A 17627-nucleotide genomic window follows, 5' to 3' on the forward strand; every position below is an offset into this window, starting at 1 on the left:
GGCTCATCAAAGTCATTTAAGTCATCAGAAACATCAGAAAGTCATCATGAAACCAGAAATCACAGTATCGACGCAGGACCTTGAATTACTCGAATCCATTCTGGATACCTTGCCCGCGTCGGATGATGCATGCCGGGACGCCCTGCTGGAAGAGCTCTCACGCGCGCATGTCATCGACGCCAAGGACGTTCCACCCACGGTGGTCAGCATGAATTCAAAAGTGCGCTTCGAAATCGAATCCCCGAAAGAGGAATTCTGCCTGACGCTCTGCTTTCCCAAATCGAGCGAGGCACGACAGGATGCGCTGTCGGTGCTCACGCCTATCGGCACTGCTCTGCTGGGCATGTCTGAAGGAAGCTTCATCGAATGGCCCAGGCGTGACGGCCAGATGATCCGCGTGAAGGTGCTGGAAGTGTATCCGCAACAGGCGGACCACAAGGCGGCTTAGACACCCATGGCTATTGCCCGGATCGAAGGTTCGGCATTCGCCATTGGCCAGGCATTGGGCCGCCTGGCCAATCCGGCGATGCATGCCCATTGTCTGAAAAGCGAAGCATGGCGCCGCCTGCTGCAATGGCGCAGCCATCCGGCCCTGGTCAGGCTGATGGCCGCGACGCAGAAATATTTTCCGGAGTACTGGCAGGAACTGGAAGGCCTGAGCGACGGACTGGACATGGAATTCGCCGACGTGTTCTTGTGGAATTGCCGCGCCGATCTCATGCCGGAATCTGCCGATCCCTACTGCTCCGTCGCGGCCAACAGAATGCAGAGCCGATTCATTCTTCATGCCTCGGAAGAAGACCTGAGCGTGCCCGGCAGCGCCTGCTTCGTCGAAGTAAGGCCGCATGGCAAGCCGGGATTCGTCGACATGAACATCTTCGGTTCGCTCGGCGGACAGCGCATCGCCGTCAACCGCGCCGGGGTGATGCTTTCCGTGTTGGCGAACCATTCCCCGGGCACGGACGAGGCTGCGGATAAAGGCGAAAGTCTTCCCGCCGCAATAGTCAGCCGCGCGCTTCTCGATACCGGCTCACTCGAAGAAGCCATCGACATCGTCATGCAGTGTCCCCACTTCGGAAATGCGCACTATTTTCTCGCCTCGCCGAAGGAATTCATCATGATCAGCATCGACTGTGCGAACGGCAAGAAAACGCTCGTCCCGGTGGCGAACAAGCATGGCCGCGCGGGATCCGGAAGATGGAGCGCCCTGCTTGAGCGGATTCCCAACTACCCGACGGATGACGACCTCATTCGGCTCTTCCTGCAGCAGCCGGAACGGCAAGAACCGCGTCAGCAGCAGCAAGCCCGGCGGCGTGATTCGAGCCCGGGCGTCCTCGCCGCATTAAGGGCAGATTGCCGCACCGTGGCTTGCCAAATCATCACTTCGGGCGGCCATCGTTCCGAAACGGTGATCGTCGATGTCACCTGACTTGCATTCACTGAATATGCTTCGTACAGCTGCCGCGCCCTACGTGCGACTCATTGCAAATTCGCCCGGGGTCACTCCCATCTGATCCCGGAACGCAGCAATGAATGCGGACATGCTGTCATACCCGCATGCCAGCGCCACATCGGTGACGCGCTGCCCCTGTTCCAGCAGGGGCAGCGCGCTGAGCAAACGTGCACGCTGCCGCCAGAGCCGGAAGCTCAACCCGGTCTGCTGAAGAAAAAGACGAATCAGCGTACGCTCCGACATGCCGAATTCATTACCGAAATCGGCCAGGTTCTTCTGGCTTTCCGGACGGGCCTGCAGATAAGTGCAGACCTTGCGAAGACGGGCATCCTGCGGCCATGGCAGATACATACCGGCTTCCGGAGCGCAGGCGAGCTGGTCCAGCAGCACCGCGACCAGCCTCCCGTCGGCGCCGTTCACGTCGTACTCCACGGGGATATCGGCAAAGCGCCGGATCAGCTCGCGCATCAATGGCGTCACCACCAGCACGCGGCATTTGCCTTCCTTGCCCACGTCATCTTCCGCATCTGCGTTTAATGCAATTGATGCAATTGCTGCAATCGATGCCGGCTCGATGTACAGGCTGCGTATTTCCGTGTCTCTCGAACATTGCACGCCGTGCGGCATCCCTGCGGGAATCCATATCGCATAGGACGGGGGCGCGACGAAGCGCCCGGTGTCCGTCGAGACTTCGATGATGCCCTGCATCGCATAAGACAGCTGGTCCCAGGCATGACTGTGGCGGTAGCCGATCGCGCGGTTGGGCAAGCCTTGTGCATGCCCGTACACCGGCCGAGGCAAGCTGCGCAGGGAATTCAGCTCCTCGTCCGCAGCTCGCGAAATGTCATCTTGAAGATATCTCTTGTTCATTTAGCGACAAACGACATGTCGTGGTTCCGGTAATGTACCTTCAATGCCCAAGGCTGTCGACCAACCCGCAAAACAGTGTCTTGCCATGTCAAAACCATACCCGCCAGTTGGCCCGCCCGGCGCGATGCGGCCCTCCTTCTTAGAGTGACGACCATGAAAAGCGTACCCACCATGGATTGGCTCCCACCGTTCAACGGCAAGCAGCCGGAAGCAGTCATGCGTCCCGCCGTGCCGGAACGGCAGCGCGATTCCGCCAGGCTTGCCGTGATCACGACACGCGGGCGGGGGTTGCTCGACAATATTCGCATTCGTCTTGAAATGCAGAGGATGATTCGGTCGGAAGCGCGGCCGATCCTGATCGCGCAGGCCGGTCGCAGGCTTGCCTATGAAAGGATACTGGTTGCAGCCGACCTGTCTTCCGCCGCTGCTGCAGCCGCCTGCGTTGCGCTTGAGATGTGGCCGAATGCGCAGGTGGTCTTTCTGCATGCCTTTGAAGCACGCGGGGAAAACGCGACGCTTCACGCGCAGAACGGAGAATCCCTCTTCTCATCCCGCGCGCTTGCGCGGGAAGCCGCCCGCGAAAAGCTGAATGGTTTTGCGGACGGCATCTGCCATGCGCACACAAGGGTATCCCGCGTTGTCCATCATGGAAAGCCGCTCGCCGTGATCGGCAACTATGCGGCGCGCATGAAAACGGATCTGATCGTCGTCGGCGCTCGTCCCGCCTCCTCTCCTCTTGCGTATTTCAGCAAGTGTGCGGCGCACCGGCTCGCAGAGGCGACGTCATGCGATGTGCTGCTGGCCACCGCCTAGGTTGGCCGGGCACTCCTCCATTCTTCTACCGTCCGCCGATCTGCCGATGCACGCTGTCGGCCACGCCCAGCAGGGAGTTGCGCGCCAGTTCGCCCGACAATGCATAGCCGAAGTCGCCGTCGATCCAGTAGAAAGTGCTCAGCCTGCCCTCGTTGGCGAACCGGAATGCCGTCGCATCATGGCCGGGGTTGCGCTTGACGTACAAGGTGAGGCGCAGGCCGTTCTTGTCTTCGTACATGAATTGCGCCGCAGGTCCGGAGTCATCCGGCAGGAGGCGGCCGCCCAGCAGCTGATAGCCGGAGTTGCCCAGATCGGGAATGGAAATGGTGCCGCCCAGCCGCTTCGACAGCCACTGCGCCAGATGCGCGGTCTGGTTCACGCCGACTTCGACGGGATGGCGCACCTCAGCCGAATACACGGCATGGGCCACCACGGCCTGGCGCGGCAGCGCTGCCATCAGGTTTGCACCGGACGGTTCCGGTGCCCCCCGGACGAAATAGCCGGCCACCAGGCCGACAGCAAGACAGAGCGCGGGGATGGCCAGGCGCGGAAAGAAGCCGGATGCGTGTACCCGGCGGCTGCGTACCGCTGCCGATGCCGGCGCCGCTGCCGGTGCCTGGGCGAAGCGGTCATAGGCGCGGTGCAGCATGTCCTTCTGCGCGCGCCATGCGGCCACGGCCGCCGCATCCTCGGCATGTCCGTCCAGCCAGCCCTGCACCTGTGCCGCGCGTTCCGGGGACAGGCGGCCGTCGATGAACTGGTGGAATTCGGATTCTTGCGGACGACTCATTTAATGACCTTCAGATGCGGGGAGGATACGGCAGCCGATGCCGCGGACGCATCCTCGGCAAGAATGATGCGCAGCCGTTCCCGGGCGCGCGACAGGCGCGACATGACGGTCCCGACCGGAACGCCGAGAATGCGGGATGTCTCCTCATACGAAAATTCTTCGAGAGAAATCAGCAGCAAAACCGCGCGCTGCTCATCCGGAAGGCGCGCCAGCGCGCGGTCGAGGTCGAGCAATGCGAGCGCATCTTCTTCCGTGCCGCGCATCGCCAGGTCCGACCGCTCATCGATCGGGTCGCATGGCGGCTGTACTGCCTGGTGGCGCTTCTGGCTGACGAACAGATTGTGCATGATCGACAGCAGCCACGCATCGAGCTTGGCCCCGGTACGGAACCAGGCGAAGCGCGACAGTGCGCGCTCCACCGTGTCCTGCACCAGGTCTTCGCTGGCATGCCGGTCGCCGGTCAATGCGCGCGCATAGCGGCGCAGCCGGGGCAGGTGCAGTTCAAGGTCCTTCATGAAGCGAAGCGGGAAGCGGGCCTTGACTGCGCCGAAAAGTCGGACATGCCGGATTGCATGCCTACTTGGCGACGTGCCATACGTTGTTCACGCCGTCTCCCGTCTTGTCGCCCGGCTTCTGGTCCTTGACCCAGTAGTACAGCGGCTTGCCCTTGTAGGCAACCTGCTTCTTGCCGTCGTCGCGGGTAATCACCGAGAAATCTCCCGACGGTGCCGCGCCGCTGTCGGCGGTGAGCGGCGGCCAGTTCTCGGCGCACTTGCCGTTGCACATGCTCTTTCCGTCCGCATCCTTTTCGAAGGTATAGAGCGTCATGCCGTTGCTGCCGACGAGCACGCCATCCTTCATGGTCGCGGGCGCGGCGTTCTGGGCGAAGGCGCTGGCGGTCGCCAGCAAGGCGGCGAAAATGGAAACGGCGGCGATACGATGGGGGGAGGCTTTTTGCTGGAGGTTCATGGCAATTCCTTTTGGTTGTGTGGCAGTGAAGGGTGCTGCATGAACGTATACGCAACTGCATCGCAGTTTATTCCAAACGCAGGAAAATTTTTTGGTGAAATGGCGTGCCAGGCAAGAAAGAGCGACATTGACGGATCGCGGCAAGGACATTAGTCTCGACCGGCAAACAAAGACGCCGCATGCGCAGGGAAACTGTTCCGGCGGCGGCGGACGCCGGTCTTCAACTCGCAAGGAGAGATGCAATGACAAGCAAGAATACGATTTGCCTGTGGTACGACAGCGACGCCCTGGACGCAGCCAACTTCTACGCCGAAACATTTCCCGACAGCGCTGTCACCGCCGTTCACCGGGCACCGGGCGATTACCCCGCCGGCAAGGAAGGCAACATCCTGACGGTCGAATTCACGGTGGCAGGCATTCCCTGCCTGGGCTTGAACGGCGGTCCGCAATTCAAGCTCAACGAAGCCTTTTCCTTCCAGATCGCGACCGACGACCAGGCCGAGACCGACCGCCTGTGGAATGCGATCGTCGGCAGCGGCGGCCAGGAAAGCGCATGCGGCTGGTGCAAGGATCGCTGGGGAGTTTCGTGGCAGATCACGCCGCGTGCCCTTACTGCGGCAATCACCGACCCTGACCGCACAGCGGCCAAGCGCGCATTCGACGCGATGATGACCATGCGGAAGATCGACATTGCTGTGATAGAGGCGGCGCGGCGCGGCTGAATATCCTGAAGTCGGCGAGACGCACCCTGCATCGTCGCCGCTGCTCCGACATCGCTGGTCGGCGTCGCCCGAACATTCGCGCGCACGTCAGTGGGCACTGACTTTGATGCCTTGGATTGAGACAAAAAGGCGTCAGGCCGCATGGAGCGCTTGACGCCTGCATGCCCATTCCCTAACATCGACATAATCTTGCCCGCAAGTAACTGATTGCATCGGCAAGCATTTCAACGACGACAAGACCACAGAGTCTTGCGTAACTTCAGGGAGACGCAGTGAGACAGTACCTCGCGGGGATATCCATCCAGTCCGTGCTGGTTGGCATGGGCACGCTTTCAAGCATTTTTCTTACAGGCCTGGCGATTGCCGCGGCCACGGCACTTTCAGGCGCTGCCGCCGTCACGATCGGCGTTCTCTGCACTCTGGCAGTCATTTTCAACGCGGCATGCACCGTATGGCTGGTGCGCCGCATCGTGGCGCCGCTGCAGGAGGCAGCCGGCATCGGCCGCAAGATGATCGCCGGCGACCTGACGTCCAGCTTCACTACCAGGGGCGCGGGTGAGATCCTGGCCGTGCAGGACGTGCTGAAGGACCTGAAGGACATGCTCTTCAATATCGTGCGCGATGTCCGCAGCGGGTCGATTGCCATCGATACCACCGCCCTGTCGGTCAATTCGGACAACGCCGCGCTGTCATCACGCAATGAAACGCAAGCCGGCTCGGTCGAGGAAACCGCAGCATCGCTGGAAGAACTGGCCGCTACCGTCAAGCAGAATGCCGATGCGGCGCAGCAGGCCAATCATGTCGTCGATTCCGCAGCCGATCTCGCGACCAAGGGCGGCCATGTCGTCAAGGATGTCGTGACGACGATGGATGCCATCAAGAACAGCTCGCGCAAGATCGAGGAAATCATCGGCGTCATCGACGGCATCGCCTTCCAGACCAATATTCTCGCGCTCAATGCCGCCGTCGAAGCGGCGCATGCGGGCGAACAGGGAAGAGGTTTCGCCGTCGTCGCTTCAGAAGTTCGCAGCCTCGCGCAGCGGTCCGCGCAGGCCGCCCGCGATATCAAGACGCTGATCGCCGATTCCGTGGACAAAGTCGAATCGGGCGCGCAGCTGGTCGACGAGGCAGGTCGCACGATGCAGCAGATCGTCACCTCGGTGGAAGACGTTGCCGGCTATGTAAAAGGCATCGCCAATGCCACGCAGGAGCAGAGCCTGGGCATACAGCAAGTCAATCAGGCGATGACGCAGTTCGAGCGCATGATCCAGGAAAACACCGAGCTGGTCACGAATGCGCTCAAGGCATCGACCAACCTGAAGTCGAGCGCGGCCTCCCTGTCCGATGCGGTCGCGGCGTTCACCCTGGGTGCGGAAATCGGCACCGCGGACGAAGCAATCGAACTGGTGAAGAAGGCCGTTGCCATGGCAAAATCCAACGGCCTGCCGGCGCTGATCGAGGAAGTGGGCAAGCTGAACAAGGGCAAGCTGGTCTACAAGGACCTGTACATCGGCATTTACGGATTCGACGGTTTCATCAAGGCCCATGGCGCCAACCGCCACTTCGTCGGCTCGGATACCAGCCGCACGCGCGACAAGAACGGCAAGGCCTTCATCGCCGAAATGATCACGCTCGGAAAGACGAAGGGAAGCGGTTGGGTCGAATACCTGTTTGCCCATCCCACCACGCAGGAAATCAAGACGAAGGCGTCTTATCTGGAGCGCTTCGATGATGTCGTGATCACTTGCGGTTGCTATGCCTGATTGATGGCGCAATGGTGCCGCACTTCCTGGCTGCATAGGCAAGCAGCCAGGACTATTCCTCAACTATCCACTTTCAATGACGTAGCGCCGGACGCGTACTCATGAAGCCTTGAACAGCAGGGTTTCCAGGCAATCCCGAACCAGCGGCTGCCGTTTTGCCGCATCCGCATTGCTCAACACATCGATGTTCAGTGCAAACGCGTAGGGCTTGCCTTCCTTCTCGATCCAGCCGACCAGCCAGCCGATCTGCGCATTCGGCGATTGAAAACCCCAGCCGGTCTTTGCAAACATGGTGTAGCCCTGCTGCGTGCCGTCCTGGCGGATCATGTCGCGCACGGTGCGCATGCTGCGTTCCGTGAACGGCAGCCGGCGCTGCGCCAGTCTTGCCATCAGCTGCGCCTGCTCGACTGCCGATATCTCAAGCGGCCCGTCGAGCCAGAAGCGGTCGATCACATTGCCGATGTTGCGGTTGCCGTAGCCGACGAGATCGATATAGTGCTGCATGCGCTGGGCGCCGATGCGCCGCGCCAGTTCCTGATAGACCGGGACATTGGATACGCGGATGCCGTCGCGCAGGTTCATGTCGCGCTCCCATTCCTTGATCATCTGCGGCTTGCCGCCATACGGCAGGACTTCGAGTTCGTCCTTTACCGCGCCGGTATCGAGGCCGATCATTGCATTGAAGATCTTGAAGGTCGACTGCGGCGCGAAGCGTTGATCGGCCCGCGCCTTGTCATGGACCGAGATGCGGTCGGCGGCAATGTCGAACAGCACGAAGGTGCCGGTCACGCCGGCCGCCTTGAAGTGCCGGGCAAGTTCGGGACGCTCAATGGTTTCGGTACCGGAAGCGGATGCGCCGGCAACCAGCATGGCAGCCATCAGCGCGCGGACAATCAGTTTGAACATGGGATCTCCATCGATGCAGGGAAGCCTGCATCCTAGGTTCTCACTTTATGGTCAGCAACCGAGCAAGGCTTAACGGCGGCAACCGGTGTAACGCCTGTCACATCATGCTCAAACCGCTTAATCCATCGGCGCGCCGCGCAATCTCCCTACCTCCACCGGAGACACAAGCCCACCTTGGTTTCCCCAGCTCGTGCGCACATGGGACACCACGGCGGCAATCTCCTCGTCGTTCAAGGCCGAAGCGAACGGAGGCATGCCGAAGGGTTGCGGGTTGCCCCCGGTGCTGGGCGGATAGCCGCCGTTGAGGACGATGCGAATCGGATTGATGGCCGACTGCACCGTCAGGGATCGCGTGCCGGCCAGCGGCGGATAGGCCGTCGGCGCGCCGCTGCCGTCAGCCTTGTGGCATTCGGCGCAGTGCTGCTCGTAGAGCTTGGCGCCCAGTTTGAGAATGGCTTCCCTGTCGCCGGATACCCGTACCGACGCAGGCACACTGACTGCCTCGGCCTTGGGGACGGATTTCAGATAGGCCGCCATGGCGTTGATATCGGCATCGGCCAGATGCTGGAGGCTTTGCCCGACCACTTCCGTCATCGGACCGAAGACGGCGCCGCGCTGAGACACGCCGGTTTTCAGCAGGTCGGCAATGTCTTTCCGGTGCCAGTCGCCCAGGCCTGTTCCGCTGTCCGAGGTCAGGGAGGAGGCATACCAGTTCAGCATCGGAATCATGCCGCCGGCAAGGTCGCCCTCGTCCGAGGTGCCGCCCAAGGCATTGCGGCTGGTGTGGCATGCGCTGCAGTGGCCAAGCCCCTGCACGAGATAGGCGCCGCGGTTCCATTCGGCGCTTTGATTCCGATCCGCCTTGTACTCGCCCGGCGTGAAGTAGAGCGTGCGCCAGAATGCCAGCAGGATGCGCTGGTTGTAGGGGAAGCGCAATTCGTTGTCCCGGTTCGGCTGCCGCACGGCGGGGATCGTCTTCAGATAGGCATGGATCGCATCGGAGTCGGCACGCGTCACCTTGGTGTAGTTCGGATAAGGAAAGGCCGGATACAGGAACTTCCCATCCTTCGATTTGCCGTTGTGCATGGCTCGCCAGAAGTCGTCCGAACTCCATGTACCTATTCCCGTTTCCCGGTCCGGCGTGAGGTTGGAAGAATAGATGTTGCCGAACGGCGTGGCGATGGACCGGCCGCCGGCATACTGCTCGCCTCCCCGTACGGTGTGGCATGCCATGCAGTTGCCGGCCCTGGCGAGATAGGCTCCGCGACTCACCTGTTCAGCGGCATTTGCGACATGCACCGTGGACTGATTGCGTCCCGGATCATGCCAGACCTGGACGCCGATGACGGCGGCGGGGACGAGGAACAACAAGGCGAGCAGGATGAGAAGCAGGCGTTTCATGCGGCGTTCCATGAGTCGTTGCGGAGTCATTGCGGGAAGCTGCCGCAGGCAACAGGCAGCTTGACGGAAGAGGCCGGCGCAGCCGACATGTCCTGCGGGATGGGCTGCGATGCCAGCCATGCGGAGACCGCACCGATCTCCTCGGAAGTCAGCTGCGAGGCGATATGGGCCATGCAGTCAGGTGCTGCCGCCTTGCGCGCTCCGTTCTTCCAGGCGCCGAACTGTGCATTCAGGTAATCGCGCGGCAAGGCCACGAGACTTGGAATGGAGGGCAGCACGCCGGTGAGCTTCTGCCCATGGCAGGCGATGCAGGCGGGAATATTCCGCGACCTGTCTCCTTCCATGACCAGCGCTTCGGCGCGCTTCAGGCTGGCGGCGGGCAGATTGGCAGGCTGCGGCGCGGAGTAAGGCGGGTGCAGCGAGGAAAAATATTCCGCCATTTGCTTCAGATACTCTTCCGACAATGGCGCAACCAGGTAAGTCATCATCGGATACCGGCGCCGGCCATCGCGGAAATTGATCAGCTGGTTGTACAGGTACCCTGCGGGCTTGCCGGCGATGCGGGGAAAGAATCCATCGCTGGTTGCCCTGCCCTCCTTGCCGTGGCAGGCGGTACAGGCGGCAACTCGCTGCGCCATCGGGTCTGCGGCGCGGGCAGGCTGTGCGCCGGCCGGCTGCAGGACAAGCACGGCACTTCCTAGCAGGAGCGCACTCAACAATGTTCGAAGCTGATTCATGGGCAATATCAACCTTGCATCGCCGGCCGGTCTGGCCGGATTCATGGTGTGGAATTCTGATATGCATGGCAGCTGATTTACAGAAGCAGTTGCGGGAGTATTTACCGGATCAGATGCCTTTCTGCTCCGGTTTTCCTGGAAAATTGTCTTGTAATCGTGGTCGTCCTTATTCTTTCGTGCCGCCATGGGCATCCTGTGGATCACGCCATCCGCATCCGAGTCAATGGTCCCAATCTGATATGGTGTTTTTTTCGCCTTCTGAATCTGTTTTATTCATGCCCCCGGAGAGACAATCAGTGTCGATGCCGCCGGCTGCGCGTGTGCTTTCAGGCCTGCCGCAGTGGCTCTCCAAACTTTGATGCAGATCGGCAAAACACATGTACCGATACGACAATTACGATGACATCCTGGTCCGGGAGCGGGTTTCGGAATTCCGCGACCAGGTCAGGCGCCGCCTGTCGGGCGAGCTTTCCGAAGAAGAGTTTCTCCCGCTGCGGCTGCAGAACGGCCTGTACATGCAGAAGCATGCCTACATGCTGCGGGTGGCCATTCCCTACGGCGTGCTGTCTGCCGAACAGGTGCGCATGCTTGCGCGTATCGCGCGGCGCCATGACCGCGGATATGGCCACTTCACCACGCGCCAGAACATTCAATTCAACTGGATCAGGCTCGAGGAAGTGCCGGACATCCTGTCCGACCTGGCGTCGGTGCAAATGCATGCGATCCAGACCTCGGGAAACTGCGTTCGCAACATCACCACCGAGCAGTTCGCCGGAGTGGCAGCGGACGAAGTGCTCGATCCGCGCCCGCTGGCCGAAATCCTGCGCCAGTGGTCCACGCTCAACCCGGAGTTTGCCTACCTTCCGCGCAAGTTCAAGATCGCGCTGTCGGCATCGCGGGAAGACCGTACGGCGGTGAGAATGCATGATGTCGGCGTTTATCTCTACACCAACGACGCCGGCGAAAAAGTGCTGCGCGTTCATGCCGGCGGCGGACTGGGCCGCACGCCCATCCTGAGTTCGCAGGTGCGCGACAACCTGCCGTGGCAGCACCTCCTCTCCTACGTCGAGGCGATCCTGCGCGTCTACAACCGTTACGGCCGGCGCGACAACAAATACAAGGCGCGCATCAAGATCCTGGTGAAGGCCCTGGGCATCGAGCAGTTTGCCGAGGAAGTCGAGAAGGAATGGGCGCACCTGAAGGACGGGCCTTCCACCCTGACGCAGGAAGAGTACGCACGTGTCGCAAGCCATTTCGTCCAGGATGCCTATGCGGTCGGGCAGACCGACGACAAAGTCCTGGAGCAGAACCTTGCAGGCGACCGCCGGTTCGCGCAGTGGGTCAAGCGCAACGTCCATCCGCACAAGGTGCCGGGATATGCGTCGGTGACGCTTTCGACCAAGCCCGGCGCAGCCGTTCCGCCCGGCGACGTGACAGCCGATCAGATGGAGCACATTGCCGGCTGGTCGGAGAGCTTCGGCTTCGGCGAGGTCCGCATCGCGCACGAGCAGAATGTCATCCTGCCCGATGTCAGGACAAGCGACCTGTATCGCCTCTGGCAGCTTGCATGCGAGCAGAATCTGGGCGCGCCGAACATCGGACTGCTGACCGACATCATCGCCTGCCCCGGCGGCGACTACTGCTCGCTGGCCAATGCGCGCTCCCTGCCGATTGCGGCTGCCATTGCCGAGCGTTTCGACGATCTCGACTTCGTGCATGACCTCGGCGATCTGTCGCTGAACATCTCGGGATGCATCAATGCCTGCGGCCACCACCACATGGGCAACATCGGCGTGCTGGGCGTGGACAAGGACGGCCAGGAGTGGTACCAGGTCACCATCGGCGGCGCACAGGGCAACCAGTCCGCTCTCGGCAAGGTCATCGGACCTTCCTTCCGAGCGGAAGAGATGCCGGGGGTGATCGAGCGCTTGATCGAAACCTTCGTGAAGACGAGGCTCGAAAACGAAACCTTTATTGAAACCGTCGCACGTATCGGCACGGATCCGTTCAAGGCGAATGTCTACCGCGACACTTCCAATGCCAGGGAGAACGCTTATGCCTGACATCATCAAGATCATCAACCAGATGCCGCAGATCGTGGCCGACGACTGGCAGCTGATCCGCGACAGCGCGCCCAGCGAGCACCAGACTTTTGCGCACAAGATCTTTCCCTTCGCCGCGCTCAACGACCCTGGCAATGCCGCGGTATTCGACCAGGTGCAGGCCGTCTGGATCGCCCCCGATGACGACTTCGAAGCGTCCATCGCCACGCTGCTGCGCATGCAGCTCATTGCCGTCGATTTTCCCAGCTTCCGCGACGGCCGCGGGTACAGCATCGCCACGCTGCTGCGCACCCGCTACGGCTGGAACCGCGAGCTGCGCGCCGTGGGCGACGTCCTGCGCGACCAGCTGAACTACATGCGCCGCTGCGGCTTCGATGCCTTTGCGGTGCGCGCCGACAAGGACATCCGCGACACCATCAAGAGCTTCAGCCATTACACGGTGCAGTACCAGGGCGCGGTGGACAACCCCTTGCCGCTGTTTCGCAAGCGGCATGGCGGGACAGAGTAAGCCAGGCAGCGTCTTACGGCAAAAGCGCTCAATCACAAACCTGTTTTTCGAAAGGCAAGCCCATGAACAAGGACAAGCAATCCCGGCAGAAGGAAAGATCGTTCCTGTCGACGATGGTCGCGGTTGCCTGGTCGTTCATCGGCCTGCGCCGGAAAAAGGATTTCGACGAGGATGTGGGCGGCCTGAATCCCTTCTATGTGATCATTGCCGGCCTGATCGGCACGGCCATCTTCATCGGGACCCTGCTTGCCATCGTGAATGCGGTCGTCAACTGATGCCTTGAATGCGGCGATGAGAACTGCTATGGTCCGGCAAGCTAGCCGGCTTGCCCGCATGCCAGCGGATCTCACCCACGGGAAATCGAATGAAACGCTATGAATCCCTTGCCGAGGAAATTGCACAGTCGATCCGGACCGGCGTCATCAAGCTGGGAGACCGGCTGCCGTCGGTCCGGCAGACCAGCACCAGCCGCGGGGTCAGTCCCTCGACCGTGTTCGAAGCCTACTACCTGCTGGAGGCCAGAGGACTGATCCGTGCGCGGGAGCGCTCCGGCTACTATGTGATTTCCGGCGCCAAGGTTCTGCCGCCGGAGCCGGAGCAGTCGTCCCAGGCGCTTGGCGAGTCGACGCCGGTCGATGTCAGCCAGCTGGTCTTCGAAGTGCTGGAATCGGCCAGGACGCGGGATGTCGTTCCCTTCGGCTCGGCCTTTCCCAGCCCGCTGCTCTTCCCCCTGCCGAGGCTTGCGAAGTCATTGTCATCAAGCGTGCAGGACATGGACCCGTGGAGCACGGTGGACGACCTCACCGCCGGCAACGCGGCGCTGCGCCGCCAGATCGCCCTGCGCTACCTGGCCGACGGCATGCATGTGCACCCGGACGAAATCGTGATCACGAACGGCGCGCTGGAAGCCTTGAACCTGTGCCTGAGCGCGGTCGCACGGCCGGGGGATTGCGTGGTCATCGAGTCGCCGACCTTTTATGCCGCACTGCAGGCGCTCGAGCGCATCGGCTTGAACGCCATCGAGGTCCCGACCCATCCTCGCGAAGGCATCGATCTCGACGCGCTGGCGACGGCGCTCGAGCGCCACAAGCCGAAGGCCTGCTGGATCATGACGAATTTCCAGAATCCGCTCGGCAGCATGATGTCCGACGAAAGGAAGCAGGCCCTGGTGGAACTGCTCGCCGCCCATGGCGTTCCGCTCATCGAGGATGATGTCTACGGCGAGCTTTACTTCGGCAACAAGAGGCCGCCGTCGGCACGCGCTTTCGACGCCAAGGGTCTGGTGTTGCACTGCTCTTCATTTTCGAAGTGCCTGGCGCCCGGCTATCGCATCGGCTGGGCCATGCCCGGGCGCTACACCAAGGACGTGGCGCACCTGAAGCTGACCACGACCCTGTCAACCTCGGCGCCGGGCCAGGCCGCACTGGCGGACTATCTGGCCAAGGGCGGCTATGACAAGCATCTGCGGCAGCTGCGCCATGCCTTGTCGGTGCAGCAGAGCGCGATGATGCAAGCGGTCGTCCGCTACTTCCCCCGAGGCACGAAGGCCACCCGGCCGAACGGCGGATATTTTTTGTGGGTCGAACTGCCCGGCCAGGCGAATACACTGGAAATTCATCGCCGCGCCCTGGCGCTCGGCATCAGCGTGGCGCCAGGCCCGATGTTCTCGGCGCATCGCGGATTCACCAACTGCCTGCGGCTCAATTACGGACATCCCTGGGATGCGAAGGTGGAAGCCGCACTGGCCACGCTGGGCCGGCTGGTCGCCGCTGCTTGACCTTGAGAATGCTTCCCCTCTCCAGAGGGGGGCGAAGGCAAGATTTCGCAGACCATCGGTCTGCACTGCCGCAGTCGGTTCGGCTTGCACGCCGAACCGCGGGGTGCAGAGCGGGGGTCGGGGGTGAGGGAGATCGCACATCCGCAGAAAGTCTTTTGCCATGCCCATCATCCCCAGTCCTCGCCACCCACCCCATGTTTATCTTGTCTCAAGCAGCGCCTTCGCCGCACTCTCCCAGTTCCTGCCGTCAAACAAGCTCACTCTGACGGACGACAAATCAATCTCATGAACACAGCGCAGGTTCACCACCCAGATGCGCGGATCGATGCGCGGCCGCGAGAATGGATGAACGCCGCAATGCCGGCAGAAGTAATGCATCGCCGTCATGGTATGGAACTGATAAACCTCCAGCTCTTCCTCGCCGCTCAGAATGCGCAGCTTGCTATCGGGCGTGCCGTGCCATAGCGCGCCGACGCGCAGGCACAGGGAACAGTTGCACTCCGTCGCCTGATTGATATCGGCCTGCAGTTCGAAACGGACCTTGCCGCAATGGCAGGAGCCTTGATGGATCGATTTCATGTCTCACCTCCGGATGGGGGAAAACCGGTCAAAACCCGGATTCTCTGCTACGGGGTGCAGTGTCCGCTTCCGCAGGCGATTGCTCCATGGTGAAAAACGACGGTTTCGATGCCGTTTCCGACAAGGAGTGGAATGCTGAAGCTTGCTACAGCTCCGGCGCCGGCGGCAGGCCGGTGACTTCAAGGATTTCCTGTTCATCCAGGGTTTCCCTGTCCAGCAGCGCGCGCACCAGCGCGTCGAGTTCGCCCCGGTGCTGGCGCAGCAGGCGCGTGGCTTCCTGATGGCTTTCATCGATGATGCGATGGACTTCAAGATCGATCAGCCGCGCGGTTTCTTCGCTGAAGGGCTTGTCGCCGCCGAAGCCCGCCGAACTACCGAGAAAGGCATTCTGGCGCGGCGCCAGCTGCACCATGCCCAGCCTGTCGCTCATGCCCCAGCGGGTCACCATGTTGCGGGCGAGATTGGTGGCCTGCTCGATGTCGTTCTCCGCGCCCGTGGTGCGGGTGCCGTACACCACTTCCTCCGCCACGCGCCCGCCGAGCATGCCGATGATCCTGGCGCGGAGATAGGCTTCGGGATAGTTGTAGCGGTCGGTCTGCGGCCGCTGGTAGGTGACGCCGAGCGCCTGCCCGCGCGGCACGATGGTGACGCGGTGCACCGGATCGGCGCCCGGCACCAGCAGGCCGAGGATCGCATGTCCGCTCTCGTGGTAGGCGATGCGCTCGCGGTCGGCCTGGCTCAGCAGGATGGGCCGCTCGGGCCCGAGCACGATCTTTTCCAGCGCGTCGAGAAAGTCCTTGTGGCGCACATCGGTCTGTTCGCGCCTGGCGGCAAGCAGGGCCGCCTCGTTGACCAGGTTCTTCAGGTCGGCGCCCGACAGGCCCGGCGTGGCGGCGGCCAGCTCCGAAAGATTCACATCCTTTGCCAGCGGCACCTTGCGGGTATGCACGCCGAGGATGGCTTCGCGGCCGGTCTTGTCGGGCAGGTTGACGACCACGCGGCGGTCGAAGCGGCCCGGCCGCAGCAGGGCCTTGTCGAGCACGTCGGGCTGGTTGGTGGCCGCCAGCACGATGATGCCTTCGCGGCTGGAGAAGCCGTCCATCTCGGTCAGGATCTGGTTCAGGGTCTGCTCCTGTTCGCTGGAGCCGCCGATGGCCGTCTGGCCGCGCGCGCGGCCGATCGAGTCGAGTTCGTCGATGAAGATGATGGCGGGCGCATGTTCGCGCGCCTGCTTGAACAGGTCGCGCACCCGGGCCGCGCCGACGCCGACGATCATTTCCACGAACTCGGCCGCGCTCATCGAGAAGAAAGGCACGCCGGCCTCGCCGGCCACCGCCCTTGCCAGCAGCGTCTTGCCGGTGCCCGGCGAGCCGACCAGCAGCACTCCCTTGGGCGCCGCGCCGCCGAGCCGGGTGTACTTGTCCGGATCCTTCAGGAAATCCACGACCTCGACCAGTTCCTGTTCGGCCTCGTCGATGCCGGCCACGTCATTGAAGGTGACGCGCGAATCCTGTTCCTGGTCGTAGCGGCGCGCCTTGCTCTTGCCGATGCCGAACAATGATCCGCCCATGCCGCCGCCCTGCTGGGCAGCGCGGCGGTAAAGCCAGACGTAGAAGCCGATGAGCAGCAGCGCCGGGCCGAAGCCGTACAGCAGCGTGGCCAGCGCGCTGCTGTTCTTGATCGGCACAGCGCTGATCTCGACCTTGTTGGCGATCAGGAATTGTTCCAGCCCTGAATCGACGAAGGCCGGCAAGGTGGTGGTGAAGGTGGGCGCGGTGCGGCTCGGCGTTTCCGGCAAGGGTCCGGGACGCTCCTCGTTGGCCTTGCCTTCCGGCGGCCAGGTGACTGGCGCATTGAAGCGGCCTTCGATGCTCGCGCCCTGGCTGTAGATCGACTTGACGTTGCCGCGCGCCACTTCCTGCTTGAAGACGGTATAAGGCACCGTCACCGGTGCGTCGCCGTCCGGAAAGAAGGTGCGCATCAGGAAGTAATTGGTGAAGAGGATGATCAGGAACAGCAGCCAGGCCTTGCGCGGCGGCATCTTGTTCGGCACGCCTGCGGCAGGCCCGCCCGGCTTCTGGCCGGCAGGCAGGACAGGCTTCTTGAAGAGAGGAGAATTGTCGTCGCGTTTCATATGACAATTCGTCCCGGACAGGTCGGCGATAGTTTCTCGCCCGCGGCACGCCGCAGTTGTGTTATCTCAAGCTTCGTGATCGTTGCAGGCTTGTCCGCGCCGGGACTTATACCAATCCCAAGTCATGACATGCCGAATGAGA

At 62.0% G+C, this 17627-nt stretch carries 19 protein-coding genes; 10 read left to right on the plus strand and 9 right to left on the minus strand.

Features of this window, described 5'->3' with window-relative positions:
• Positions 1–46 precede the first annotated feature (46 nt).
• The gene (gene rnk, locus IGW03_RS09285) at positions 47–448 is read left to right on the plus strand and encodes a nucleoside diphosphate kinase regulator (protein ID WP_194722250.1); all 402 of its coding nucleotides are present in this window, start codon (positions 47–49) and stop codon (positions 446–448) included.
• A gap of 6 nt (positions 449–454) precedes the next feature.
• Positions 455–1429: a C45 family autoproteolytic acyltransferase/hydrolase gene (locus IGW03_RS09290; RefSeq protein WP_194722251.1), complete on the plus strand. Its 975-nt coding sequence runs from the start codon at positions 455–457 to the stop codon at positions 1427–1429.
• Between the two features lie 39 nt (positions 1430–1468).
• On the opposite strand, the gene IGW03_RS09295 is transcribed toward IGW03_RS09290, so the two are convergent.
• Positions 1469–2323, minus strand: a complete 855-nt coding sequence (locus tag IGW03_RS09295; RefSeq protein WP_194722252.1) for an AraC family transcriptional regulator — start codon at positions 2321–2323, stop codon at positions 1469–1471.
• Between the two features lie 153 nt (positions 2324–2476).
• On the opposite strand from IGW03_RS09295, the gene IGW03_RS09300 reads away from it, so the two are divergent.
• Positions 2477–3136, plus strand: a complete 660-nt coding sequence (locus IGW03_RS09300; RefSeq protein WP_194722253.1) for a universal stress protein — start codon at positions 2477–2479, stop codon at positions 3134–3136.
• 25 nt (positions 3137–3161) lie between these two features.
• Here the strand turns inward: IGW03_RS09300 and IGW03_RS09305 are convergent, their stop codons facing one another.
• From IGW03_RS09305 to IGW03_RS09315, 3 genes are all read right to left on the minus strand, one after another.
• Complete coding sequence (locus IGW03_RS09305) at positions 3162–3926, minus strand: anti-sigma factor family protein (RefSeq protein WP_194722254.1); 765 nt, start codon at positions 3924–3926, stop codon at positions 3162–3164.
• On the minus strand, positions 3923–4441 hold the full coding sequence (locus tag IGW03_RS09310; protein ID WP_194722255.1) for an RNA polymerase sigma factor: 519 nt from the start codon (positions 4439–4441) through the stop codon (positions 3923–3925). Before IGW03_RS09310 ends, IGW03_RS09305 begins: the two co-directional genes overlap by 4 nt.
• Positions 4442–4502: 61 nt before the next feature.
• Positions 4503–4895 carry a COG4315 family predicted lipoprotein gene (locus IGW03_RS09315; RefSeq protein WP_194722256.1) on the minus strand — a complete coding sequence of 131 codons (393 nt, stop codon included), beginning with the start codon at positions 4893–4895 and terminating at the stop codon, positions 4503–4505.
• Between the two features lie 242 nt (positions 4896–5137).
• Here IGW03_RS09315 and IGW03_RS09320 point away from each other — a divergent pair, with 242 nt between their 5' ends.
• A complete protein-coding gene (locus IGW03_RS09320) occupies positions 5138–5617 on the plus strand; it encodes a VOC family protein (RefSeq protein WP_194722257.1) in 480 nt (159 codons plus the stop codon).
• 272 nt (positions 5618–5889) lie between these two features.
• Positions 5890–7380 carry a methyl-accepting chemotaxis protein gene (locus IGW03_RS09325; RefSeq protein WP_194722258.1) on the plus strand — a complete coding sequence of 497 codons (1491 nt, stop codon included), beginning with the start codon at positions 5890–5892 and terminating at the stop codon, positions 7378–7380.
• Between the two features lie 99 nt (positions 7381–7479).
• Here IGW03_RS09325 and blaOXA read toward each other — a convergent pair whose 3' ends face one another.
• The 3 genes from blaOXA to IGW03_RS09340 all read right to left on the minus strand — a co-directional run bounded on the left by blaOXA (position 7480) and on the right by IGW03_RS09340 (position 10424).
• Positions 7480–8286, minus strand: a complete 807-nt coding sequence (blaOXA, locus tag IGW03_RS09330) for a class D beta-lactamase (RefSeq protein WP_194722259.1) — start codon at positions 8284–8286, stop codon at positions 7480–7482.
• A 117-nt stretch (positions 8287–8403) separates the two neighbouring features.
• On the minus strand, positions 8404–9687 hold the full coding sequence (locus tag IGW03_RS09335) for a c-type cytochrome (RefSeq protein ID WP_194722260.1): 1284 nt from the start codon (positions 9685–9687) through the stop codon (positions 8404–8406).
• Between the two features lie 26 nt (positions 9688–9713).
• Positions 9714–10424, minus strand: coding sequence for a c-type cytochrome (locus tag IGW03_RS09340; protein ID WP_194722261.1), 711 nt, complete (start codon positions 10422–10424; stop codon positions 9714–9716).
• Here IGW03_RS09340 and IGW03_RS09345 point away from each other — a divergent pair.
• The 5 genes from IGW03_RS09345 to IGW03_RS09365 all read left to right on the plus strand — a co-directional run bounded on the left by IGW03_RS09345 (position 10406) and on the right by IGW03_RS09365 (position 14772).
• Positions 10406–10783: a hypothetical protein gene (locus IGW03_RS09345; RefSeq protein ID WP_194722353.1), complete on the plus strand. Its 378-nt coding sequence runs from the start codon at positions 10406–10408 to the stop codon at positions 10781–10783. The two genes, IGW03_RS09340 and IGW03_RS09345, sit on opposite strands and share 19 nt — an antisense overlap.
• A gap of 18 nt (positions 10784–10801) precedes the next feature.
• On the plus strand, positions 10802–12487 hold the full coding sequence (gene nirA / locus IGW03_RS09350) for a nitrite reductase NirA (RefSeq protein ID WP_194722262.1): 1686 nt from the start codon (positions 10802–10804) through the stop codon (positions 12485–12487).
• Positions 12480–12995 (plus strand): DUF934 domain-containing protein, encoded by a 516-nt coding sequence (locus IGW03_RS09355; RefSeq protein WP_194722263.1) that lies wholly within the window; start codon positions 12480–12482, stop codon positions 12993–12995. The genes nirA and IGW03_RS09355 overlap by 8 nt, the downstream gene beginning before the upstream one ends.
• Before the next feature lie 62 nt (positions 12996–13057).
• A complete protein-coding gene (locus IGW03_RS09360) occupies positions 13058–13270 on the plus strand; it encodes a DUF2970 domain-containing protein (protein WP_194722264.1) in 213 nt (70 codons plus the stop codon).
• Between the two features lie 89 nt (positions 13271–13359).
• The gene (locus tag IGW03_RS09365; protein ID WP_194722265.1) at positions 13360–14772 is read left to right on the plus strand and encodes an aminotransferase-like domain-containing protein; all 1413 of its coding nucleotides are present in this window, start codon (positions 13360–13362) and stop codon (positions 14770–14772) included.
• Positions 14773–14970: 198 nt separating this feature from the next.
• On the opposite strand, the gene IGW03_RS09370 is transcribed toward IGW03_RS09365, so the two are convergent.
• Both IGW03_RS09370 and ftsH read right to left on the minus strand, forming a co-directional pair.
• Positions 14971–15351, minus strand: a complete 381-nt coding sequence (locus IGW03_RS09370; protein WP_194722266.1) for a GFA family protein — start codon at positions 15349–15351, stop codon at positions 14971–14973.
• Positions 15352–15496: 145 nt separating this feature from the next.
• On the minus strand, positions 15497–17485 hold the full coding sequence (gene ftsH / locus IGW03_RS09375) for an ATP-dependent zinc metalloprotease FtsH (RefSeq protein ID WP_194722267.1): 1989 nt from the start codon (positions 17483–17485) through the stop codon (positions 15497–15499).
• Between the last annotated feature and the right edge of the window lie 142 nt (positions 17486–17627).

Origin of the sequence: Noviherbaspirillum malthae (assembly GCF_015352985.1) — a bacterium.
GTDB classification, from domain to species: domain Bacteria; phylum Pseudomonadota; class Gammaproteobacteria; order Burkholderiales; family Burkholderiaceae_D; genus Noviherbaspirillum; species Noviherbaspirillum malthae.